This is a genomic window from Nannocystis pusilla (assembly GCF_020073745.1).
GTDB classification, from domain to species: Bacteria; Myxococcota_A; Polyangia; order Nannocystales; family Nannocystaceae; genus Nannocystis; species Nannocystis radixulma.
The window spans coordinates 1-22,741 of the sequence record NZ_JAIRAU010000011.1; the positions used below are offsets into that span (position 1 = coordinate 1).

The window sequence follows — 22,741 nt, forward strand, 5'->3', positions numbered from 1 at the left end:
GTTCGCCGCCGAGCGAGCCCCCCACGCCGCCTGAGCCGGGACTCACGGGTGGGGATCTCCCGGTAGCGGCGGTGCAGCGTATCATAGCAGTGCCGCCATCCCGGCTTCCGCAGTCGATCCTCGCTGCGCGTCCGCACCCCCCGTCCCGTCGGCGGCGAAGCGCCGCAGGTCGAACGGCCACGATTTATCGCCGCGGGTCACCCGGAGTCGCGTGCGCATGCGCGCATGCGTGCGGCGCGGCGCGTGTGGCATAGTCGGCCGGATGCGACGAACGTCTGCGCGCGCGGCCTGCCTAGGGTCTGTCCTTTGGCTCCTGTCTCTCGGAGCATGTGAGAAGTCGGCCACGACCGCCCCCGCCGGCGCGAGCGGCGACGGCCCGGCGACCAGCGACGGCACCCCGACGGGCAAGCCGGTCGAGAAGGGCAGCTACGCCGACCTTGCCGGCCGCTTCGAGCGGGCCGCGGCCCAGCCGGGCGGCGCGGGCAAGCCCGAGCTCGACGGCCTCACGCCGCAGCTGCTCGACGTCGCCTCGAAGCGCCTCAGCGAATTGTCGATCGTCCACGACGTCGAGCGCGGCGACAAGGTCGCCGCGCTGTGGATCAGCGCCGAGAGCGGCTCGCCTCTCGGGAGGCTGTCGGAGTCGCTGCGGGCCGGCGGCGACACCCGCACGGTCTACGACCTCGGCTGGATGCGCGACCACCCCGGTCGCCCCGCCGGCTACGATCCCCAGGCCAACGTGCTGCGCCTCGAGCACGCGGTGATCCAGCGCGGCGGCGATCCGGACGAGCCGCGCCTGCGCCACGAGCAGGGCCGGGCCGAGGTGTGGGGCCTGCTTCGCCGCGGCCAGCCGTCGCCGTACCACTTCCGTCTGCTCGCCGGCAGCGGCGACGACGAGGTCGTGCGCGGCGACGAGGTCCACGCCCGCGCCCGTGACCTCGTGCGCGAGCTGCAGGGCGTGCAGGACCTGCTGATCAGCCCCGACGACGCCCCCGTCACCCAGGCCGATCTCGCCGCCGTGCTCGCGGCGCAGGAGGGCGGCCCGGCGCTCGCCCGCCCGCTCACCGAGCTCGAGCTGCGCTTCGATCGCCTGGCCGCCGCCGCCGTGCGCGGCGCGACCGACACCGCCAGGCTCGCGCCGCAGCTCAAGCAGGCGCAGACCCGGGCCAGGGGCAAGAACGCCGCGCAGCTGTCGACCGGCCCGCGCGGCGCGACGGCGCTGCTGCAGCTCGAGCCGGTCAAGGGCGACCCTTCGGCGATCGCCCACGCGCTGATGGTCGACCTGGCCGAAAGTACAGGCCCCGAGGACCCCAAGAACCCGGCCCTGCTCAAGGCCCAGCTGACCAGCAGCGGCAAGACCGTCGAGCGCCACGCCGCCCACTTCGCCGCCGTCGTCGAGCTGCTCAAGCGCATCACGGCGACCCCGTCCGGCAGCGAGCGCCGGGCTTTGTTCAAGGCGCTGGCCAGCGTCATCCAGCCAGTCGCCGAGGACGCGCCGGCCAAGACCCAGGCCCAGGCCGCCTACGTCAAGCGCTTCGACGAAGCTCTGAAGGGCCCCGCCCCGATCAAGTAGTTCGGCCCGCTGCAGCCACCGCGAGCCCGTCCTCGCGGTGGTTTCTGTTCTTGACAATGATTCTCTCTCGGGTTAACTATTCACCAACCCCGCAACGAACGGAGCACTCATGAAGAGCACGCCGGCCGGATGGCCCCGCATCTCCTCCTGCATCTTTTACGACGACCCCGCCGCCGCCATCGACTGGCTGTGCCGCGCGTTCGGCTTCGAGGTCCGCCTCAAGGTCGAGGGCGAGGGCGGCAGCATCGAGCACTCCGAGCTGGTGTTCGGCGAGGGCCTCATCATGGTCGGCGGCACCCAGCGCCGCGACCCCGGCCGCGAGGGCTACCAGGCCAAGCACATCAGCCCGCGCGCGGCCGACGGCGGCAACACCCAGACGCTGTGCGTCTTCGTCGACGACGTCGACGCCCACTGCGCGCGCGCGCGGGCCAGCGGCGCCCGGGTGTTCCGCGAGCCCAACACCGAGGACTACGGCGAGGACTACTGGGCCGACCGCTCGTACGGCGCCCTCGACCCCGAAGGCCATCAGTGGTGGTTCATGCAGCGCGTGCGCGACCCGAGGCCGAGTGGCGGCTGACCTCGACCGCACCCTCGCCGCGCTCGCCGACCCCACCCGCCGCGGGGTCGTCGAGCTGCTGCGCCACCAGCCCCGGCGCGCCAGCGAGATCGCCGACGCCCTGGCGATGACGCGCCCGGCCATGAGCCGCCACCTCCGCGTGCTGCGCAAGGCCGGGCTGGTCCGCGAGGACACGCAGGACGACGACGCCCGCGTCCGCGTTTATCGCCTCGAGCGCGAACCATTCGCCGGACTGCGCGGCTGGCTCGACGAGGTCGAGGCGTTCTGGTCCGACCAACTGCAAGCATTCAAGGCCCACGCCGAGCGCCGCGCTCGCGGGAGGAAAGCATGAACGCGCCGATCCCCGGCGACGCGGCCAACGTGTCGGTCGCGGTCGCGGTCCCGCCCGACCTGGCCTTCGAGATCTTCACCGAGGAGATCGATCAATGGTGGCGCCGCGGCAGCAAGTACCGCGTGGCCGGGCGAAACCGCGGCATCATCCGCCTCGAGCCCGAGGTCGGCGGCCGCCTGTTCGAGTCGTTCGACACCGACGCCGGCCCGCGCGTGGTCGAGACCGGCCGCGTGCTCGTGTGGCAGCCGCCGAGCCGCCTGGTGTTCGAGTGGCGCGCCAGCAACTTCGCCGCCGGCGAGAAGACCGAGGTCGACGTCGTGTTCACGCCGAGCGGCGACGGCACCCTCGTCCGCGTGCAACACCGCGGCTTCGCCAGCCTGCGCCCCGACCACCCGGTCCGCCACGGCCAGCCGGTCGCCGCGTTCATCCGCGCCATGGGCCTGTGGTGGGGCGATTTGATGACGAGCCTGCGCGAACACGCAGCCGCCCGCCCGCCGCGGGCGTGAGCGCGCGGGCGACAGGCTGCACTCATGCGCCCCGGTCACGGCGCCTTGATCGTGTAGCGCACCCGCACCCGCGACGTGATCTCGAGCTGCCCCGGCACGATCGGCGTCGCCGCCAGCTCGTGGTCCATGGCGAAGAACTGCGACTCGTACAGCGGCGGCTCGATCGCCTCCACCACCTCCGCCTGCACCACCGCGGCGAGGTTCACCCCGAGCGCCTTGGCGACCGCCTCGATGTCCTCGACCGCGACCTTGGTCGCCTGCGCCAGCGCCTCGCGGCGGTACTTCTTCTCGTCGTTGACCGCGAAGGCCAGCCCGCCCGCCGTGTTCGCCCCGGCCGCCACGCCGGCGTCGAACACCTTGACCGCGGTGTCCACCGGCGACCGCACCGTGATCACGTTGGTCGCGCGATAGCCGACCAGCACGTCGGTCTGCAGGTCCTCGTCCCATTTCGTCACCCGGTCGAGCTGCAGCTCCGACGTCTGGATCGCCGTGTCCGGGATGCCCTGCGCCTTGACGGCCGCGATCACCTTCGACATCCGCTTGGCGTTCTGGTCCACCGCCTCGGCCGGCTGCTCCGCCTGCGTGGTCACGCCGAGCTTCAGGACCGCCAGGTCCGGCTTCGCGCGCACGACGCCCTTTCCGGTCGCCTCGATCGTCCTCGTGTCTGTCGCTTCTCGTGGTTGCATACGGGTGAGCGTGGGACGTGCGCCGCCCGCCGGCGGGCGATCGACGATTGGCGGCGAATCATCGCCGCACGCCCGCGCGCTCGCTCGCGGCCGCCAATGTGCGGACCGGGCGCCCCGGAGCTGCGCGCACTGCCGCGCCCGCGCGCGCGAGCGCCCGCGCGCGGCCGCCCCCGGGGCATTGGCCGGGCTGTCCCCCATGACATGTCTGCAAGGACATCCCCCAATTGCGTCGGCTTGCGCCGACCCGCGAACCGATCGATCGTGGGCCGTGCCCGTCCGCGCCCCGCACCCGCTCGTCCTCGTCCTCCTGTGCGCCTGTGGCGGCGGCGCCGGCACGAACACCGGGGGCACCGGCGGCCCGACCACCGGAGGTCCGAGCCCCGGCGGCCCCACGGCGACCGGCGAGCCGACCTCGACCGGCGGCACCGGCGAACCGGCGACCAGCGGGGGCTGCCCCGCCCCGCTGGCCGCGTGCGCCGGCGCCTGCGTCGACCTCGACCACGACCCGGCCCACTGCGGCGGCTGCGACCGGCCGTGCGGGCCGGGCCTCGCCTGTCTCGAAGGACAGTGCGGCGTCGCCTGCGGCGACGGCTCCGTCGTGTGCGACGGCGCCTGCGTCGACCTCGACCTCGACCCCGCGCACTGCGGCGGCTGCGGACGCGCCTGCGACCCCGGCGTCGCCTGCATCGCCGGCGCCTGCGTCCCCGACTGCGCCGCCGGGCAGGCGCTGTGCGGCGAGGCCTGCGTCGACCCGAGCAACGACGAGGCCCACTGCGGCGGCTGCGAGGCGACCTGTCCCGCGGGACAGCCGTGCGTCCACGGCGAGTGCGTCGGCGTCGGCCTGCACCACCTGCTCATCAGCGGTCAGAGCCTGTCGACCGGCTCCGGCGCGCTGGTCGTCAGCGCCGAGCAGCCGTACCAGAACGTCTCGTTCAACACCGGCGTGCGGGCCGGCGGCGCCGGCCTGACCGGCTTCATCCCGCTGGTCGAGACGTGGAACGGCAGCGAGGGCGAGACCATCGCCTCGGGCGCCGCCAACCTCGTCGCCGAGCTCGAGCAGGCCCGCGGCCGCGCCCACCGGATCCTCGCCTCGGCCCACGGCGTCGGCGGGCAGCCGTACGCCGCGCTGAAGAAGGGCACCGTCCCGTACGCCACCGGCCTGGCCCAGGTCACCGCCGGCGTCATGCTGGCCGCCGCGATGGGCGAGTCGTACGCCGTGCGGGCGGTCGCCATCGTCCACGGCGAGAGCGACCACCTCGGCGGCAACCTGGCCTACGCCGAGGACCTGCTGGCGTGGCAGAGCGACTACGAGGCCGACGTCAGGGCGCTCACCGGCCAGACGCTGCCCGTGCCGATGTTCCTGTGTCAGATGTCGAGCTGGACCATGTACGGCAGCGCCGTCTCGCGGATCCCCGGCGAGCAGCTGGCGGCCGCGCGCGCCCGGCCGGACCGGATCTTCGTCGTCGGCCCGAAATACATCTTCCCCTACGTCGACGGCGTCCACCTCACCGGCGACGGCTCGCGCTGGCTCGGCGAGTACTACGCCAAGGCCTACCGCCGCGTGCTCGTCGACGGCCTGCCGTGGCAGCCGCTCGCGCCGCGCGCGATCACCCGCGAGGGCGCCGTCGTCACCGTCGATTTCGCCGTGCCCACCCCGCCGCTCGTCCTCGACACCGCCCTCGTCGTCGACCCCGGCAACTTCGGCTTCGAGTTCACCGACAGCAGCGGCGCCGCCCCGGCGATCACCGAGGTCGCGCTGGCCGGCGACACCAGCGTGCGGCTCACCCTCGCCGCCGTGCCGGTCGGCGGCAACCAGCGCGTCCGCTACGCCGCCACCGGCGCCCCCGGTCAGAGCGCCGGCCCGACGACCGGCGCGCGCGGCAACCTGCGCGACTCCGACCCCACCCCCAGCCGCCACGGCTACACCCTCTACAACTGGGCGGTCCACTTCGACGAGCCGGTGCCGTGATCGCGGCGCATGCACCGCGGATCTTGCGCGCGCCCCCCGCGCCACGACCCCGGCGGGGCGGCCGTCGCCTCGTGGCCCCACCCTCCCGGGCGAACGGCGGCCGCGAGCATAAAACTCACCTTGCGCCCCCTGACCAGCCGCCTATCCCCAGAGACATGCCGCGAGTGCTCCTCATCGACGACGAAGAGCCGCTGCGCGTCAGCCTCACGTATGCGCTGACGCGCGAGGGCTACAGCGTCACCACCGCCGCCGACGGGCCGAGCGCGCTCGAGCGGGCGCGCGACTCGCAGCCCGACGTCGTCATCCTCGACCTCATGTTGCCCGGCCTCGACGGCATGGAGGTGTGTCGCCGCCTGCGCGCCGAGTCGGACGTCCCGGTGGTGATGTTGACCGCGCGCGACCGCGGCCAGGACAAGATCGACGGGCTCTCGCTCGGCGCCGACGACTACGTCACCAAGCCGTTCGACACCCCCGAGCTGCTGGCGCGGGTCGGCGCGGTGCTGCGGCGGCGCGTCAGCGCCCGCCGCCTGCTCGAGGAGGACCGCCTGCTCGTCCAGCGCATGGAGGAGCTGCTGCGCCAGGCCCCCATCCCGCGGATCACCGCCCGCGAGCCGCAGCTGCGCACCCCGCCCGACGGCCGGCTCCACGGCGGGCGCGTGGTCGTCGACCTCGACAGCGCCAGCGTCGTGGTCGCCGGCCAGCCGATCACCTGCTCGGCCGCCGAGTACGCGCTCCTGCGGATCCTCCTCTCCTATCCCAACCGCGTCGTCACCCGCACCGAGCTCATCGAGCGCACCTGGGGCCCCGGCGCGCCCGACGGCCACACCTTGCTGGCGGTGCACATCCGCTGCCTGCGCGAGAAGATCGAGGAGGACCCGGCCCACCCGCGCCTCGTCACCACCGTCCCCGGGATCGGCTTCCGCTACGACCTGCCGTCGTGACGCGAGGGGACATGCCCGCGAGCGTACGCTTCCGACTGCGCCCCCTCGACGTCCGCCAGCGCCTGTTCGCCACCACTCTCGGCCTGCTCGTGCTCGGCGCCGGCAGCCTCGCCTCGGTGGTGCTGTGGTCCTTCGCGCGCTTCTTCCTCGCCTCCGCCGAGGCCGACCTCGCCGCCCGCACCCAGGCGATCGCCGAGACCGCCGCGGAGCTGCTCGAGCACCGCGACGACGAGCGCCTGCGCGTCCTCGTCGAGCGCTACGGCGCCCAGGAGAGCATCGCCTTGCGGGTGCTCGCGCCCGACGGGCGCCTGCTGGCGACCTCGCAGAAAGACCCGCGCGAGCACGCGATCGACTGGACCGCCGTCCCCGGGGTCGCCGGGGCGCTCGCCGGTCATGAGCAATCCGGCACCGCCAAGGGCACGCACGGCTACGACGACCGGATCTACGACAACGTCCCGATCGTCCGCGACGGCCAGCTGCTCGGCGTCGTCCGCATGTCGCGCTCGCTGGCCCAGCTGCAGGCCCACACGCGCGAGACCGTGTTCACCGTGCTCGTCGCGCTCGGCGTGATCCTCGCCGTCGGCTCCGGCTTCATCGCCTGGTTCGCGCGCGGCCTCGGGCGGCCGATCGCGCAGATGCGCGACTTCGCGGTCGCGCTCGGGCGCGGCGAGCTCGGCACTCGCCTGGCGATCGCCCGGCCGGACGAGCTCGGCGAGCTGGCGGCCGAGCTCAATCGCATGGCCGAGCGGCTCGGCGCGCTCGAGCAGGAGCGCCGCAGCTTCCTCGCCAACGCCTCGCACGAGCTGCGCACCCCGGTCTCCAACCTCCGCGTCACCTTGCAGGCGCTCGACGACGGCGCCGGCGACGACCCCGAGCTGCGCGCTCGCTTCCTCCGCACCGCCGTCGACGAGACCACCCGGCTCGGCTCCCTGATCCAGGACCTCCTCGACCTCGGCCACCTCGAGGCCGGCGCCGCCCGCCTCGACCGCCACGACGTCCCGCTGCGGCCCGTGCTCGAGCGCGCCACCCGGGCCATCGAGGGCCGCGCGCTCGACCGCCGCGTCTCGCTGCTCCTCGACCTCGACGAGGACCTCACCGTCAACATCGACCCCGAGCGGATCGCCCAGGCGCTGCTGTGCGTCCTCGACAATGCGCTCAAGTTCTCGCCGCCGGGCGGCCTCATCGAGGTCGTCGCCCGCCGCCGCGGCACCCACGCCGAGCTCGCCGTCCGCGACCAGGGCCCCGGCATCGCCGACGCCGATCGCCCCCACGTGTTCGAGCAGTTCTACACCGCCGACCGCTCGCGCCGGCGCGGCGGCACCGGCCTCGGGCTGGCCATCGCGCGGCGGATCGTCGACGCCCACGGCGGCACGATCACCGTCGCGGACGAACCGAGCCCCGGCGCCACCTTCGTGCTCCGCCTCCCGCTCGCGGCCGCCGCGGTCTGATCATGGCTGTCCTCGCGTGCATGTCCGAATGGACATGTGATGCCCGCCAGGACGTCACGACGGACCGCTCACAGCTTCATCGTCAGCTCGACGTCGCCGGCGAACGGGATCGACAGGTAGCCGGAGCCTGGCGCGCGCACCAGGGCCGTGTAGTCGGGGCAGGCGTCGGTGTTGTCGGCGACCACGAACGAGCCGGCGCGCAGGTGCGGCGCGAGCCCGGCGAAGATCCTGGCGTAGAGCGGCTTGTGCCCGTCGAGCAGCACCACGTCGATGGTCGCGGGCAGGTCGCGCGCCAGCGTCTCGAGCGCGTCGCCTTCGCGGATCTCGACGAGATCTGCGAGCCCGGCCGCCTCGAGGTTGGCGCGCGCCTGCGCCAGCTTGTTGGGCTCGAAGTCGCTGCCGATCAGCCTGCCGCCGCCGTTGTCGCGCAGCGCCGCCGCCAGGTGCAGCGTCGAGATGCCGAACGAGGTCCCGAACTCGACGATCGCGCGGGCGCCGTTCGCTCGCGCCAGCATGTAGAGCAGCGCGCCGGTGGCCGGTGAGACCGGCATGTGAATCTCCTTGGCCCTGCTGTAGAAGGCGCGGTAGTCCACGCCGGGGTCGGACATGCGGGCCGCGCGCTCCTCGGGCGAGAGCTGGCCGAACAGCTCGCCGAGCAATTGGCGGGACCGGGCGGCGTCCGCGAACAGCCGCTCGAGCAGCGGCGCGACGGGTGGAGTCGTGAGTGTGTTCGTCATGGTTCCTCTTCGGGTGGCGCTGCGTCGCGCCCTTCGATAAAATACGAATGATCATTCGCCTTCACAATTCGCATTCGCAGCGCAGCCATGCCGAGACGCCCCAGCCCGCCCCTCGCCCCGCGAAAGACCCCGAAACAGGCCCGTTCGTCGCGCCTGGTCGAGGCCATCCTGCAGGCCGCGATTCGCGTTCTCGAGCGCGACGGCGCGGCCGCGTTCACCACCATTCGCGTGGCCGAGCGGGCCGGCGTCAGCGTCGGCTCTCTCTACCAGTACTTCCCCAACAAGGAGTCGATCCTGTTCCGCCTGCAAGAGGAGGAGTGGGCGGCCACCAGTCGGCTCCTCGACGGCATCTTCAACGACACCCGCCTCGACGCCGCCGAGCGACTGCGGGCTGCGATGCGAGCCTTCTTCCGCACCGAGTGCGACGAGGCGCCGCTCCGGCGCGCGCTCGGCGACGCGGCGCCGCTCTACCGCGACTCGCCGCAGGCCCACGAGAAGCGCGAGCGCGGCCTGCCGGCGCTCGCCGCCCTCATCGACGCGGCCGCGCCGGGTCTCACGCCCCGCAAGCGCGCCTTCGCGGCCGAGCTCTACATCACCGCCATGACCGCGATCGGCAAGCAGGTCTCGGAGGCGGACCGCACGCCGGCCGAGGTGGACGCGTGGGCGACGGCCACCGCCGACATGTTCCTCGCCTACCTGCGCGAGTCGAAGCGGCGCTGACCGCTCGCCGCTCCGCGCGGCCGCAAGCGACCGGGCGCGCCGAACCGCGCGGCGACAGACGGCGCAGGCATCACCAGCTCGCGCCGTCGCTGCACACCTGCAGCGGGTCGCCGGGGGCGGCCCACTCGAACAGACAGCGCAGTTGGTCCTCGCCCTCGACCGCGTTCTTGCAGGCTTCGTAGTAGGCGGGCGGCTGCAACGCGGCGACGACGGCTGCGCTCCGCTCGCCGAACCCGGGCTCGACCTGCTCCCAGGTCTGGCCGAGCGCCTTCCGGTCGGCCTGCACGACGATGAATCCGCCGTGCTTGTCGAGGTTGTCGCCGTCGTGCTGGAAGCTGATGACGCCGGGCGTGCCGGCGATCAGTTGATCGAGGGCGCAAGCGAGGGCGTCGGGGCCGTCGATCTGGACGGACGCGTTGAAGATGCAGCCGACGAACTCGCGCGGGGCATCGTCGGGCCCGAAAGCGCCGCCGGTGTCGCCGTCGCTTTCACAGTGCGAGGTGATCGCGGGGCACGGGCCGGGCTCGCAGGCGAGCGTCGAGAACTCCTCGATGCTCGGATCGCTGCACGCGCACGCGGGCTCGGGCAGACCCCCGGTCGAAGTGCTCGCGACGTCGGTCGTGGCGCCGGTCGTGGTGCTCGTGCTGTCGGTCGTGGCCGTGGTCGTCGTCGGCGGCGCGGCCGTCGTGGTCGTGCTCGTGCCGTCCGTGGAGGGGCTCGGGTCGCCGTCGGTCGTCTCGGTGGTCGGGTCGGCCCCGGGCGACTTGCAGGCGAACACGAGGGCGAGGAAGCACGCGGGAGTCAGGACACGGACGGATCGTCTCATCGCTGGAGCCTCCCCCGGGACAATGGCCGGAACAGCGGGGATTCTATCACGCACACGCGCGCGCGCCGCGATTCGTCGCGGATCACAGGAGAGCGCCACGCACGACGAATGGTTCGCTCCCGAACGTGCGTCCTCAGCATCTCGGCGGCAACAGCGACGGACAGCGACTCCACGTAGACCGGCGGGGCCGCGCCGGCCGTTCCAGGCCGCGCATGCTCCGTCCCGGCCTCGTCGTCACGCTGTTCGCCGGCCTGTTCGGCTGCCGGCCGGCCGCGCCCGCGGCGTCACCGTCGGCGCCGCTCCGCGCCATCGTCGACGCCGGCCCCGAGGTCACGCTCGACGCCGGTGACACGTTGATCCTCGAGGACGACGCGCGTCGTCACAGCCCGCCGCCCGAGGCGTTGCGCCGGCGGGTCTATCGGCTCGAGCGTGGCCTCTTCCGCTGGCACCCGCCTGCTCCCGCGGTGACGCGCCCGGCCTCGTTTGTCGCGGCGCCGTACGTCGCGAGCTACCCGGCCGATCGCGTCGCCCTGCTCGGCGTCCCTGCGCCCGCCCCCGGCGATCGGTTCGTCGCGTTCGGCGCGGCCGGCAGGCTCGCCGTCCTCGAGGCGACCGGCGAGACCTGTCCGCCGGACGTCGAGGGCTGCATCGTGTGCGCCGGCGATGACCCCGAGCGCCGCCACTGGGCCCGCATCGTCGACGGCTCGCTGGCCGACCTCGAGTACGCCGACGCGCTCGGTCCGTTCGCCGCGGACGAACCGCTGCCCTCGCCGCGCGCGTTCGACAGCGATGGGCATGCACGCGGACGCTGGCTGCTGTCGGACGCGATGGACCTCGACGGCGACGGCGCGATCGATCGACTGCGCGCGCGCGGCAACTGTCACCCGCACCGGCGCTGCGAGCTGCACGAGGCCTGGCGGCGCCACGACGGTCGGTGGTACGCCGAGCCGGCGCCTCGCCCTCCGGAGCCGCCGCCGATGCACACCCTCGAATTGCTCAGCTGGGGCGACGCCCGACTGAGCTCGCACCGCTCGTCCGAGGAGCCGATCGGAGGCCACGACCGCGTCGTGGCCATCCCCTCCGAGTTCGACGACATCGCGCCCGTCCCCGGCGACTACTGGATCCTCGCCGCCGGCGGAGTCGTCGGCCGGATCCGCTTCTCCGACGAGCACGCGGGCTCCTGGTGCCTCGCCCACGGACCGCTCTGTCACGAGGCCGAGTTGATCGACATTCGGCGGTTCAAGGGCAGCTCGCAGATCCTGTTCGCCGGACCCATCCCCGGCGAGCTCGCGGTCCGCGACCTCACGCTCCCGCGGCGCCCCCGTCACGCGACGCGCTGGGATCCCAACCGCGCCGCCCGCGAGTTCGACCTCGCGCTGAGCGACGGCACCCGCTGGACCGTCACCAGCCGCCCCTGCATCGAAGAGACACCCGGGAGCACCCACCACGGCATCTGCTTCGAGACCCGCATCGAACGCCCCGGCGCGGCGCCCCATCGCCACCTCACCGGCAGCTTCCGCTTCGGCGGCCCGCCGGTGACCACGATTTGCCGCGCGCTGTGACGCTCTGAACGCCCGGCGTCGTTGCGCCACTCGAACATCGCGCCCCTCGAATTCCGGAATCGCGGCAACCGAGCCCGGATGGATTGACGGGACGCGCGATCTCGCTCAGACTGCCGCCGCAGGGTCGACCCCCCAACCATCCACATGGACGACCCGGCGAGGAGGATCGAATGATCACGCTCTACGGCTTCGGCCGAGTCATCCGAATAGTCATCGGCGAGACGCGCGACCTGCGGGTGCAGTGGGCGCTCGAGGAGCTCGGGCTGCCGTACCGCGTGCACCCGCTCGACCACACCGGCGGCGAGCACAACGGTCCGGCGTACGCGGCGATCAGCCCGTTCAATCAGCTGCCGGTGATCGACGACGACGGCGTCGTCGTCGCCGAGACGGGCGCCATCCTGCTCTACCTGGCGGAGAAGGCCGGCGCGCTGCCGGCCGACGCCGCCGGCCGGGCCGCGGTCGTCCAGTGGTGCTTCGCCGCGCTCACCACGGTCGAGCCGCCGGTCGCGATGATCCTGCTGATGGACCTCGGCGGCCTGCCGGGCGGCGACGAGCAGCGGGCCGCGCTGGTCGCCTGGTCCCGCCGCGCTCTCGGCGGGCTCGAGCGCCGGCTCGAAGGGCGGACGTGGATCGCCACGGACGAGTTCACGGTCGCCGATATCCTGCTAGCGACCGTCCTGCGCCAGATCCGGCACACCGATCTCCTCACCGACTACCCGCGGCTGCAAGCGTACTACGATCGGGCCCTGGCGCGCCCGGCCTGGCAGCGGACGCTCGAGCGCTACACCGAGCGATTCGGCCTGACCGCCGCGGACATCCGCTGAGCGCGGGAATCGTCCCGTCGCTCGCGCGCAGGACAGCGACGGCCGCGCAAGATCCGTTCGCGGGACGCTCGCCGCGGTCGTATGATTGCGCGGTCGTCTCGCAAAAGCGAAGGCCCCGTCGTCCGGGAGGTATGTCGAGGGTCGCCCGACTGCACGGATTCCTGGTCGTCGAGGAATGGGGCGACTCCCGGGGCAGCGAGGCGACGGGGCGCTACGTCCGCGGGCAGACGATCTCGATCCGGCCGGTGTGGATCTCGAACTTGACCTGGTTCGTGGTCTCTCCGCCCTCGAGGACGTACTCGGCCGGCTCGCAGCCGGGGAGTTCGATGCTGAACGTGACCGTGGGGAGCTCGCAGCGCCGTCGGTCGGGGTACGCGAGGTCGGAGCGCGTCAGCTCGAACACCCTCTTCTCGCGGAGAAACTCGATCGACGGGTTTGTGTGACAGAAGCTCTCGAGCCCGTCGACGCAGATCTCGATCTCCCCGGCGTCGAGCGCGGCCTCGAGCGCCTGGATGGGCAGGTGCACCCCGTCCCCGTCGACGGGCTCCACGGTCAGGACGAAGTCGCGATCCATGTCACACTCGGGGCCGCAGCCGGACGCGTGCGTCAGCGCGGCGAGGACGAGGCCGAGGCATGTCGCGCGCCGGATCGCGGATCCACGGATCGAGCCACGGACTGCTGCCTTCGTCATGAGCCCGTCGAGCCCGCGCGCTGCGTCGCCCTGCACCTCGCAGCGCTCGCCGCGGGACTCGAAGCGCGCCGCGACCTGGTGGCGCCCCGCGAGGCCGGTCCCCTCGGGGTCGGCAGACACCGGGTCGGAGGACGCGGCGTCGTCGGCGTCCCTGCGCTCGTCGTCCCGACCGGCGAAGCGGCCGGGGAATTCACGGCGGGGTTTCAGGAGCTCGCGGTGCATGAGGTCGCGTCCACGGTAGGAGTAGCCGCGGCCGCCGGAAAAATTGCGGCGGCGCGAATTCGACGGCGGCCCGCGCCGGTGCGCGTGAATCCCCGCGTGAACATCCGACCCCCGTCGAGGATACGTCCCCACATCCGCGTTCGACAACCCGCCGTCGATCGTCGTTTGCTCCGACCACGCGTGTCCGAACATCGTGCGGCCCGCTGTGCAGAATACTGTTAGCTATGACCCGGACGATCTCCAGGCGCCTCGTCACCCGCGAGAGTGACTCCGGTGAAACGTCGTCTGCAGCGACGAATCAGCGACCGGGGAGCCCGCCTGCGTGCGCCGATCTGGCGACAATTCGCGGGCGAACGCCGCCGATCGATCTCGGCGGCATCCTCACCTGCAGCACGCTGCAACGCGGCGTCGCGCTGGCCATGGCCGCGGGGCGGTGACGGACGAGGCCGCGTCCGGCGTCCCTCGCACGCCTGGCGCTCCGCCGTGAACGTCGCGGCCCTGCGCGTATACTGCCACCGCGGCCGCAATTCGCCGCGTGGCCGTTCGACATGATCGAAGGGACATGTTGCCTCATCGCCTGCGCCGAGCCAGGCGGCGAGTTCAGCTCGAACTCGGGCGCCGCCTCGTCCCCGGGACGACCGCCATCGTCCGATCGGGCCGTTCCTGAAGACACCGACGCGGCGCGCGAGACCTGCTGCGTGCGGCCCTCCGGCTGCATTGAGATTGTCCTGAGACAATCTTCGATCCTATCCTGGTACATACACACCGTGCCCGCCACAGCGCCGCGCCCTCGAGCTGGTCGAGCAGGCGCACGCCCGCGACGTCCTGCTCGGCCCCTCGCACGTGTTCGCCGCCCGCCCCGGCAATGCCCCCCAACGCGATCCGCGTCTCGCTCGCCGCCGCCCACTCGCGCGCCGAGCTCGATCGCGGACTCGCCATCCTCGCCGACCTGCTCGACAACCCGGCATGGAGCGCCCTGCAATGATTCACCGCATCCTCTTCCTCGCCGCCGCGCTCACCGGGGCGGCCGCGTGCGACGCAGGCAAGCCCGAGCCGGCCTCGCCTGCCGCGCCCGTCGACCTCGAGCCGCTGCAAGCCCGCCTCGATTACGCCGAGCAATTCTTCCTCCGGCCGGAACGGATCCGCGACAGCCTCAGCGGACAGGTCTGGCTCCCGGACGACCGCTTCGTGCACTGGCCCGGCGTCGGTCCGAACCGCGGCACCTTCGAGATCGTCGACCCGAAGGCCCGCACCGTCGCCCCGTTGCTGTCCCCCGACGAATTGAGCGCCCAGCTCGCCGGCGCGACGGTGCCCGGGGACTACCTGCAATTCGCGCTCGCCCCGGACAGCACGCGGCTCGTGTTCCGGATCGGCGACCGGACCTTCGCGCTCGGCCTCGACGATCGCCGGGTCGTCGCCCTCGCCGCGGACGACCCCGCCAATCACGTGCTGGCGCCCGACACGGTGCTCGCGCCCGATCGCCGCGCGCTCCTCGTCCGGCGCGGCCACGGATTCGCGGTCGTGGCCGCCGACGGCCGCGCCCTCGTCGAACGCGACGGCGAGCCCGACGCCGCGTGGAAGCTCCCGCGCACCGCCTGGTCGCCCGACAGCCGCCACCTCGCAGTCTGGAGTCGCGACGCCCGGGCCGTCCACAAGCTCCCGATCGTCGACTACACCACCGCGCTCGAGGAGGTGAGGCAGGTGCCGTACGTGAAGACCGGCACGCCGCTGGTGCGCGCCGAGCTCCACCTCGTCGAGCCCGCGACCGGGCGCGTCGTGGAGGCCGCGCTGCCCGGCGACGAATCGTACACCTGGCTCGCCGGCTGGCGACCCGACGGGAGCGAGGCCCTCGTGCTGCGTCTGGCGCGGGACGGCAAGCGGCTCGATCTGCTCGCCGTCGCTCCCGCGACCGGCGACGTGCGCCTGATCGTCCGCGAGGAGCGGCCGGACAGCTTCGTCGCCGACGTCGGGTTCGACGAGGGCGGATGGCAGCAGCAGGTCATGCCATTGTCGGACGGCCTGTTGTGGATCTCGGAGCGCGACGGCTGGCGCCACGTCTACCGCTATGATTACAGCGGCGAGCTCGAGGCCCAGCTCACCCGCGGCTCGTTCCCCGTCCATCAGGTCCTCGCGGTCACGCCGGAGCGCGACGCCTTGCTCGTCCTCGCGTCCGCCGAGCCGGACGCGCCCTACGATCGCCTCGTCTATCGCCTGCCGATCGCCGGGGGCGCGCTGACCCGGCTGTCGGGCGACGCCGGCATGCATCGCCCCAGCGTCTCGCCGTCCGGGCGTTATTACATCGACGGCCACTCCGCGCGCGCCCGCCCGCGCGCGTGGGACGTGGTCGCCGTGGACGGCGGCGCCGCGCTTCGTTACGCTGAGGCCGACGCGAGCGCCGTCACCGCGCTCGGCTACCAGCCGCCCGAAGCCATCGTCACGACCGCCGCCGACGGCGTGACTCCACTCCACGGCACTCTCTTCAAACCCGTCGCATTCGACCCGAGCCGGCGCTACGCCGTCATCGACCTGATCTACGCCGGTCCGTTCGTCTCCGTCGTGCCGTGGACCTACGTCGGCACCTCCGAGAGCCGGATCGCCGAGGGCCTGGCCCAGATGGGCTTCGTCGTCATGGTCCTCGACGCGCGCGGCACCCCCGGGCGCGGCAAGGCGTTTCAGGACGCCACCTACGGCCGCTTCGGCCAGATCGAGATCCCCGACCACCTCGCCGCCCTCGACCAGGCCGCCGCGACGCGCCCGTACATGGACCTCGAGCGCCTCGGCGTCTACGGCCATTCCTGGGGCGGCTACTTCGCGCTGCGGGCCATGCTCACCGCGCCCGATCGATTCGTCGCCGGCTACGCCGGTGCCCCCGGCGACCTCACCGAGGACGCGCTCTGCAACGAGCCCAACCTCGGCCTGCCCGCCGCCAACCCTGCCGCCTACGAGGCCGCCTCGAACCTCCCGCTCGCCGGCAACCTGCGCGGGGCTCTCAAGCTCATGCACGGCACCAGCGACGACCAGGCCCCGCTCTCCACCACCATGCGCATGGCCGACGCGCTGATCCGGGCCGACAAGCGCTTCGAGCTCCTCATCATGCCCGGCACCGGCCACAACCCCGAGCCGCGCCGCTACTACTACGATGACGTCCGGCGCTTCTTCGCCGACAAGCTCGGCCCGCCGGGCTAGGCCGACCAATCCTCCGCGCTCATGACAACAGCCCGCCACGTCGCCGTTCACGCCCCCGAAGCCGCCCGAGCCGCCGTCATCGACGCCGTCTGGCGCGCAGGCCTTGTCCCCCTGGACATGTCCTCGAGGACAGTCACCATCGCCGACGCGCTCGTCGTCCGCGTCGGCGACGATCCAGGCCCGGCCGACCTGAGGCTGCCCGACGGCCCGCCCGCGGACCTCGGCCCTGCCGCCTACGCCGAGCTGCGCCTGCTCGCCCTGCCCCCCGAGGCGACCTTCGACGACGCGGACCAGGACGCCGAGCCGGCCCACGAGCCCATCTCCTACGAGCACCCGTACGCGACGCCGGTCCCGCCCGCGCCGCACCTCGTACACCCGTACTTCAAGCCCAACAGCTTCACCGGGCGCACCGCCGACCTCGCGGAGCTCGACGCCTGGCTCGCGCACGGTCGGCCCGCGCGGGTGCTCGTCGCGCCCGGCGGGGTCGGCAAGAGCGCGCTGGCGTGGGCGTGGGTCGAGCGGCGGCTCGCCGACGCCCCGCCGTGGGCCGGCTGCCTGTGGTTCAGCTTCTACCGGCGCGGCGCGAACTTCGACGGCCTGCTCCGCACCCTCGCGGCCTACACGGCCGGGGTCTCGCCCTCGCACGCGTTTCACGGCCAGCGGGAGCAGCTCGAGCTCGAGGTGCTCGAGGCCGCGCGGGCGCGACCGTTCCTGCTCGTCGTCGACGGCCTCGAGCGGGCCCTGATCGCGCATCACCGGCTCGACGCGACGCGCCTCGGCGACGAGGCCGTCGACCCGCACTCGTTCACCGATCCGCGCGACGGCGAGTTCCTGCGCGCGCTGGCCCAGGCGGGCCCGACGCGGCTGCTGGCGACCTCGCGGATCTTCCCGACCGACCTGCGCGACGGCGAGGGCCTCGCGCCCGGCTTCGAGCTGCGCCAGCTCGACGGCCTCGATCCGGCGGAGCTCCCCGCGCTGCTGCGCGCGCTCGGCCTCGATCCCGCCGCCGCATGGGTCGCCCCCGCGACGAGGGCCATGGCGACGCTCGATCACCACGCCCTGCTGTGGCGCCTCCTCGCCGGCGTCATGAAGGACGACCCCGGATTGCTCGCCGACATCCTCGGCGACGACGCGAAGCCCGACGAGCTGCGCAGGAACATCCTCGAGACCGCCTTCGACGTCCTGGCGATTCGCCCCGAGGACCTGCTGTGGCGGCTCGCCCGGCTGCACTTCGCGGCCGAGCACGACGACGTGCTCGGGTTCGTGAGACCGCCGCTCGGCCTGCGCCGTCCGTCGCCGCCGCCGCGCGCCCGGCTGCGCGAGGTCGAGGATAAGCTCGCCGGCGAGCCCGAATTCGACGCCCGGCGCAGGCTCAGGGATCGACGCGACCGGCTGCGCGCCCGCTGCGACGCGTGGGACATCTATCGCGCGCTCGCGGACGCGTACGAGCGCCTGCCCGGGGTCCGCGCCCACTACGCCGCCGTCCACGCCGACCTGTGCGAGCTCGAGACGCGCGGCTTCTTGACGTGGGACCGCAGCAGCAACCGCTACGACCTCCACCCGATCGTCCGCGCCCACGCGCTCGAGCGCCTCGACGGCCACAGCGAGAGCAACCCCGCGTTCGCGGCGGTCTGCCGCCACTTCGGCCCCGGCCCGCGCGAGCGCGACGACGTCACTTGCATCGCCGACCTGCGGCGCTCGCTCGAGCTCCACCGCGCGCACATCGGCCTCGGCGAGCTCGACGAGGCCTCGGACGTCTACGAGCAGCGCCTGGATGCCGCGCTCAAGGAGCGCCTCTCGGCCTATCCGGTGGTGATCGAGCTCCTCACCCCGCTGTTCCCCGACGGCCTGCGCGAGCCCCCGGACCTCGACGACCCTACGGCCCAGAGCCGGCGGATCTCCGATCTCTCGTACGCGCTCGCGCAGGTCGGGCGCGAACCCGAGGCCGCGGCCCTGCGCGAGGTGGCGGTCCGGCTCGACCTCGAGCGCCGCCGCCCCGTCAGCCTGCAGATCAGCCTCGACGGCCGGATGCAGTCGCTCGCGGCCGCCAACCGCACCCACGCGGCGATGCACACCTGCGCCCTCGTCCACCGATTGATGCTCGCCCACGGCAAGGAGCAGACCGGCCGGCTCACCCGCCGCGCCGAGATCGCGACCGACCTCGGTCGCTGGGACGAGGCCGAGGCCGACATGGCGGCGCTCGGCGAGGAGCACGACAACATCCTCCTCGACCTCTGCCGCGCCGCCATCGCGTTCGGCCGCGGCCACGACCCGGAGCCGTTCCTCGAGGAAGCGTCGGTCTATCTCACGATCGGCTGGCACGCGTATATCGCCGCCCGCTGGAATCTGCTCTCCGGCCGCATCAAGGCGGAACGCGGCGCGTTCGCGGCGGCTCTGTCGCACTTGAACGCGGCGATGCAACTCTCGCGGCGGATGGGCTGCGACGGCTCGCGCGCCCACGCCTGGCGCGCGGTCTGCCTCGCCAGGCTCGGCCGCCTCGCCGAGGCCCGCCAGGCGCTCGCCCACGCCCACGTCGCCGCCAGGCGCCACGACAATCGCCGCGTCGCCGGCATCCTCGCCGCCGCCCACCTCGCGCTCGGCGAGCGCGAGCTCGCCGCACCGCTGGCGCTCGCCGGCTACCGCGAGGCCTGGGCCGACGGCCCGCAGTTCTCGTGGGTCGACGACCTGCGCGTGTGCACCGGCGTGCTCGCCGACCTCGGCCTGCCGCCGCCCGAGCTGCCGGCCTTCGATCCCGCCAGCGCGCCGCGACTGCCGCTCGAGGACGAGATCGAGGCGTTCATCGCCGAGCTCGCGGCGGCGCAGCGCACCCCCGTCGCGTCGCGTCTCGTCCAGCTTGACCCGATGTTGTGCGAGCCTCCCGCGAAGCCGGGCCAGGGCCCGCCTCCCCCGCCCGGACCGCCGGCGTTCGCCGTGAACGGGCGGGTGAAGCTCGTCACCGACGAGCCGTGGCACAAAGACGTGAACGAGCTGGAGGGCGTCGTCTTCTGGCGCGAGCCGATGCAGGACCACACGGCCGTGGCCGAGACGCAGCGCTGGAAGTACGTCGTGTACTTCCCGACGAAGCACGTGTACCGCACGGTGATCGAACGTCACCTCACCGCGCTCGAAGGCAGCGTCGAGCCCTCGTACTTCTTCGCCGAGCGAGCGGAGATCTCGTACGACGTAGTGGTGGACGACGACAGCCGGATCGTGGAGGGATGCGTGCGACTCCCGGGTGAGACCTGGCGGACGTTCCACGCCTCGAAGGAAGACGACCTGACCGAGCCTCGCTTCTGGACCTTCGACTGGGAGAACGGGATCCTCGGCATGGCGCTCGAGCTGCCCGCGGCCACGACGATGAACAAGGCCGCGCTCCAGCAGGCGTTCGCCTCGTTCCTCGGCGTGGAGCAGATCGTCGAGGCCCCGGGCCCGGACTCGATGATGATGCGACCGTAGCGCGTTCACGGGGTGGCTTGCTCCTATCGCCGGCCGGGCCGGCGATCGAATCGCCGCAGCGCAATCCGACGCACGTGCCAATGCGGCCACCGCATCGTCGACAGCGGATGACTGCTCCGGCGAGCTCGCCGTGCTATGGTGACCGGGCTTCCGCTACTTCCTGGCGGCATTCGGGCTGGTGGTCCTCGCCGTTTCCCTCGTGCTCTCGGGCCATGACATGTCCGCGAACTCGTCCCCGCACAGCGGGCGATTCGCGGGAGTGGACGGCGTGGTGGGCGAGCTCGCCATGATCGCCGGGGTCGTTCTCTTGTTCTTCGGGTTGCTCCTCGGAGCGGTCGGCTACCAGCTGGAGAAGCAGGCCGCCCTCCCCCCGCCGACCGACACCTCGGAGCAAGCGCCCGCCGGACAATCGCCGTACCGCCGCGCGGATGTCACGATTCCGCGACCGCGCCGCGTGAGCGCGAGCGCGAGGCTGGCGGCCGCGCGCCGCGTCGGCGTCTGCAGCTTCGCGGCGACGCTGCTGCCATGGCTCGTCGCGCTCGTAGACCCCCAGGGCAAGGCCCTGTCGGTCCTCTCCACTGCGATCGCGGCGATGCTGTGGATCGTCGCCGCAGTGATGCGGTCGATCGCCTGGGCCCGCCACGACGCTCATTCCGACCCCTCCGAACTCCGCGACGGCCGACACGCCGAGGGCTGGGTGATCGCCGGCATGGTCTCGCTCGGGCTCCTGTTCGTGCTCTTCTGGGATGTCCTCACCAGCGGCCCCACGCCCACCGGCCGGTGACCACCCGCATGCCCCGGCGCCGCTCGTCCGCGACGACTCCTCAATCCCGGCGCGACGGCCGTCGCCGGCCTTCTTGCCGGGACAGTGAACGCTGGCCCGCGATCAATTGCGCCTCGTCACGGGTGCCCGCGAGAAGGCGATCGGGCTCCGCGAGACGCGCGACAGCTCGCTCGACGGGCGCTTCGGCGCCGCTGCCGTCCTGCATCGCGCGTGAACGGCCCCGCGGCCCGGCGCGAACGCGCCCGCGAGGGCCCTGTGTTATGCCTGTCTCCGTGGCCCAGGCGCAGCCCCGCATCGCCGACTACCTCAGCGCCGACGACGAGCGCCCCTTCATCCACAAGGCCTACGGCGGCGCGCTGAACGACGCCGACCGGCTCGCGTACGCCAGGCTGGTCGAGGGCAGGGATCCCGCGCGCGCCGAGTGGCTGCGACTCGAGGTCGCCCTGCATTCGCGCGCGGCCGACGACCCCGCCGTGATCGCGCGATTCATCGAGCTGTCGCGGACGATCGGGTTCGACTTCGCGAACGCGCTGCTCCGCGACACGATCATGAACTGCGGCAGCGACGGCGCCCGGCTGGAGGCTCGGCGGGTCCGCTTCGCCTTCGTCTGCACCAAGCGCTGGGAGACGCTCGCGCCGACCGACACCGAGTCCGTCCGCTTCTGCCAGCAATGCAAGGAGCGCGTCTATTACTGCGACACCGTCGCCGCCGCGGAGTCCCGCGCGCTCGCCGGGCAGTGCATCGCCATCCCGAAGCGCCTGTCGAACGGCGGCGTCGAGAGCGACGCTGTGCTCGGCAGGCCCGACCCCGTCGGGGATTGGGCCGCTCGCCTGTTCGCTAGCGGTCGCCGCAGCACGACATCGGGCGCGCTGGAGCAGGCGGAGTGCTTCCTCCTCGTCATCTACTCGCGCGACGCCGAGATGCTCGGCCATTGCCACGCGCTGGCGTCAGCCGCGAGCCCCAGCACCGTCGGGCGCGGCGACCACAACTCCCTCGTGCTCGGCGGCAACGCCGTCTCGCGCACCCATGCGCGCTTCGAGCGGCGCGTCGACGGCTGGTGGGTGATCGACGACGGCAGCGTCAATGGCACCTACGTCAACGACGAGCCGGTGCGGGAGGCCCGGCTGCACTACGGCGATCGCCTCCAGATCGGTCACACGATCTTCAAGCTGGTCAAGGCGCCATCGATCGTCGAGACGTCGTATAGCCCGGCGCAGCTCGACGGCCTGACGGGGCTGCACAACCGCCGCCATCTCGTCGATCATCTCGACCGCCAACTGGGGGGCGCTGGCAGCACCGGAGGACCGCTCGCGCTGGTGATGTTCGACATCGATCGCTTCAAGCAGATCAACGACACGTATGGACACCCGGCGGGGGACCAGGTACTGCGGGAGCTCGCGGCGATCCTGCGCCAGCACGCGCGCCCAGGCGACATCCTGGCGCGCCACGGCGGCGAAGAGTTCGTGTTGTTGCTGCCGGGGACCGATCGCGAGGGCGCCGCGGCGCTCGCGGAGCAGGTCCGCACGGAGGTCGCGGCCCACACCTTCACCGTCGACGCGCACACGATCTCGGTGACCCTCTCCGCCGGGATCGCCCAAGCAGACGAGGACAGCGGCACCGCCCATCGCTTGATCGCAGCTGCGGACCAGCACCTGCTCGCCGTGCGGCGAGACAGCCGCCGTCGTCGTCCATGACCGACGCCACC

General features: G+C 72.9%; 18 protein-coding genes. 14 read left to right on the top strand and 4 right to left on the bottom strand.

Annotation, left to right across the window (positions count from 1 at the left end):
- Window positions 1-262: 262 nt before the first annotated feature.
- The 4 genes from K7C98_RS11630 (at window position 263) to K7C98_RS11645 (ending at window position 2,984) form a co-directional block, all read left to right on the top strand.
- Window positions 263-1,570 (top strand): hypothetical protein, encoded by a 1,308-nt coding sequence (locus K7C98_RS11630; RefSeq protein ID WP_224191678.1) that lies wholly within the window; start codon window positions 263-265, stop codon window positions 1,568-1,570.
- Between the two features lie 109 nt (window positions 1,571-1,679).
- Window positions 1,680-2,147 (top strand): VOC family protein, encoded by a 468-nt coding sequence (locus tag K7C98_RS11635; protein WP_224191679.1) that lies wholly within the window; start codon window positions 1,680-1,682, stop codon window positions 2,145-2,147.
- On the top strand, window positions 2,137-2,478 hold the full coding sequence (locus K7C98_RS11640) for an ArsR/SmtB family transcription factor (RefSeq protein ID WP_224191680.1): 342 nt from the start codon (window positions 2,137-2,139) through the stop codon (window positions 2,476-2,478). Before K7C98_RS11635 ends, K7C98_RS11640 begins: the two co-directional genes overlap by 11 nt.
- Window positions 2,475-2,984, top strand: coding sequence for an SRPBCC domain-containing protein (locus K7C98_RS11645; protein ID WP_224191681.1), 510 nt, complete (start codon window positions 2,475-2,477; stop codon window positions 2,982-2,984). The genes K7C98_RS11640 and K7C98_RS11645 overlap by 4 nt, the downstream gene beginning before the upstream one ends.
- Before the next feature lie 35 nt (window positions 2,985-3,019).
- Here K7C98_RS11645 and K7C98_RS11650 read toward each other — a convergent pair whose 3' ends face one another.
- Entirely contained in the window at window positions 3,020-3,868 is an 849-nt protein-coding gene (locus K7C98_RS11650) for an SIMPL domain-containing protein (RefSeq protein WP_346660276.1), read from the bottom strand.
- A gap of 70 nt (window positions 3,869-3,938) precedes the next feature.
- Between K7C98_RS11650 and K7C98_RS11655 the strand changes: the two genes are divergently transcribed.
- From K7C98_RS11655 to K7C98_RS11665, 3 genes are all read left to right on the top strand, one after another.
- Complete coding sequence (locus K7C98_RS11655) at window positions 3,939-5,639, top strand: MXAN_6577-like cysteine-rich protein (protein WP_224191683.1); 1,701 nt, start codon at window positions 3,939-3,941, stop codon at window positions 5,637-5,639.
- Window positions 5,640-5,794: 155 nt separating this feature from the next.
- A complete protein-coding gene (locus K7C98_RS11660) occupies window positions 5,795-6,580 on the top strand; it encodes a response regulator transcription factor (RefSeq protein WP_224191684.1) in 786 nt (261 codons plus the stop codon).
- Window positions 6,577-8,028, top strand: coding sequence for a sensor histidine kinase (locus tag K7C98_RS11665; protein ID WP_224191685.1), 1,452 nt, complete (start codon window positions 6,577-6,579; stop codon window positions 8,026-8,028). Before K7C98_RS11660 ends, K7C98_RS11665 begins: the two co-directional genes overlap by 4 nt.
- A gap of 68 nt (window positions 8,029-8,096) precedes the next feature.
- Here the strand turns inward: K7C98_RS11665 and K7C98_RS11670 are convergent, their stop codons facing one another.
- A complete protein-coding gene (locus tag K7C98_RS11670; RefSeq protein ID WP_224191686.1) occupies window positions 8,097-8,765 on the bottom strand; it encodes an O-methyltransferase in 669 nt (222 codons plus the stop codon).
- A gap of 87 nt (window positions 8,766-8,852) precedes the next feature.
- Here K7C98_RS11670 and K7C98_RS11675 point away from each other — a divergent pair, with 87 nt between their 5' ends.
- Complete coding sequence (locus K7C98_RS11675; RefSeq protein ID WP_224191687.1) at window positions 8,853-9,485, top strand: TetR family transcriptional regulator; 633 nt, start codon at window positions 8,853-8,855, stop codon at window positions 9,483-9,485.
- 70 nt (window positions 9,486-9,555) lie between these two features.
- On the opposite strand, the gene K7C98_RS11680 is transcribed toward K7C98_RS11675, so the two are convergent.
- Window positions 9,556-10,311, bottom strand: a complete 756-nt coding sequence (locus tag K7C98_RS11680; RefSeq protein WP_224191688.1) for a hypothetical protein — start codon at window positions 10,309-10,311, stop codon at window positions 9,556-9,558.
- A gap of 212 nt (window positions 10,312-10,523) precedes the next feature.
- On the opposite strand from K7C98_RS11680, the gene K7C98_RS11685 reads away from it, so the two are divergent.
- Window positions 10,524-11,873 carry a hypothetical protein gene (locus K7C98_RS11685; protein ID WP_224191689.1) on the top strand — a complete coding sequence of 450 codons (1,350 nt, stop codon included), beginning with the start codon at window positions 10,524-10,526 and terminating at the stop codon, window positions 11,871-11,873.
- A gap of 170 nt (window positions 11,874-12,043) precedes the next feature.
- On the top strand, window positions 12,044-12,697 hold the full coding sequence (locus K7C98_RS11690) for a glutathione S-transferase family protein (protein ID WP_224191690.1): 654 nt from the start codon (window positions 12,044-12,046) through the stop codon (window positions 12,695-12,697).
- Window positions 12,698-12,908: 211 nt separating this feature from the next.
- Here the strand turns inward: K7C98_RS11690 and K7C98_RS11695 are convergent, their stop codons facing one another.
- Entirely contained in the window at window positions 12,909-13,610 is a 702-nt protein-coding gene (locus tag K7C98_RS11695; RefSeq protein ID WP_224191691.1) for a hypothetical protein, read from the bottom strand.
- A gap of 981 nt (window positions 13,611-14,591) precedes the next feature.
- Between K7C98_RS11695 and K7C98_RS11700 the strand changes: the two genes are divergently transcribed.
- From K7C98_RS11700 to K7C98_RS44705, 4 genes are all read left to right on the top strand, one after another.
- On the top strand, window positions 14,592-16,796 hold the full coding sequence (locus tag K7C98_RS11700; protein ID WP_224191692.1) for a S9 family peptidase: 2,205 nt from the start codon (window positions 14,592-14,594) through the stop codon (window positions 16,794-16,796).
- 117 nt (window positions 16,797-16,913) lie between these two features.
- On the top strand, window positions 16,914-20,252 hold the full coding sequence (locus K7C98_RS11705; protein WP_224191693.1) for a hypothetical protein: 3,339 nt from the start codon (window positions 16,914-16,916) through the stop codon (window positions 20,250-20,252).
- Between the two features lie 286 nt (window positions 20,253-20,538).
- The gene (locus tag K7C98_RS11710) at window positions 20,539-21,036 is read left to right on the top strand and encodes a hypothetical protein (RefSeq protein WP_224191694.1); all 498 of its coding nucleotides are present in this window, start codon (window positions 20,539-20,541) and stop codon (window positions 21,034-21,036) included.
- A 272-nt stretch (window positions 21,037-21,308) separates the two neighbouring features.
- The gene (locus K7C98_RS44705; protein ID WP_224191695.1) at window positions 21,309-22,730 is read left to right on the top strand and encodes a GGDEF domain-containing protein; all 1,422 of its coding nucleotides are present in this window, start codon (window positions 21,309-21,311) and stop codon (window positions 22,728-22,730) included.
- The last annotated feature ends 11 nt before the right edge of the window (window positions 22,731-22,741 follow it).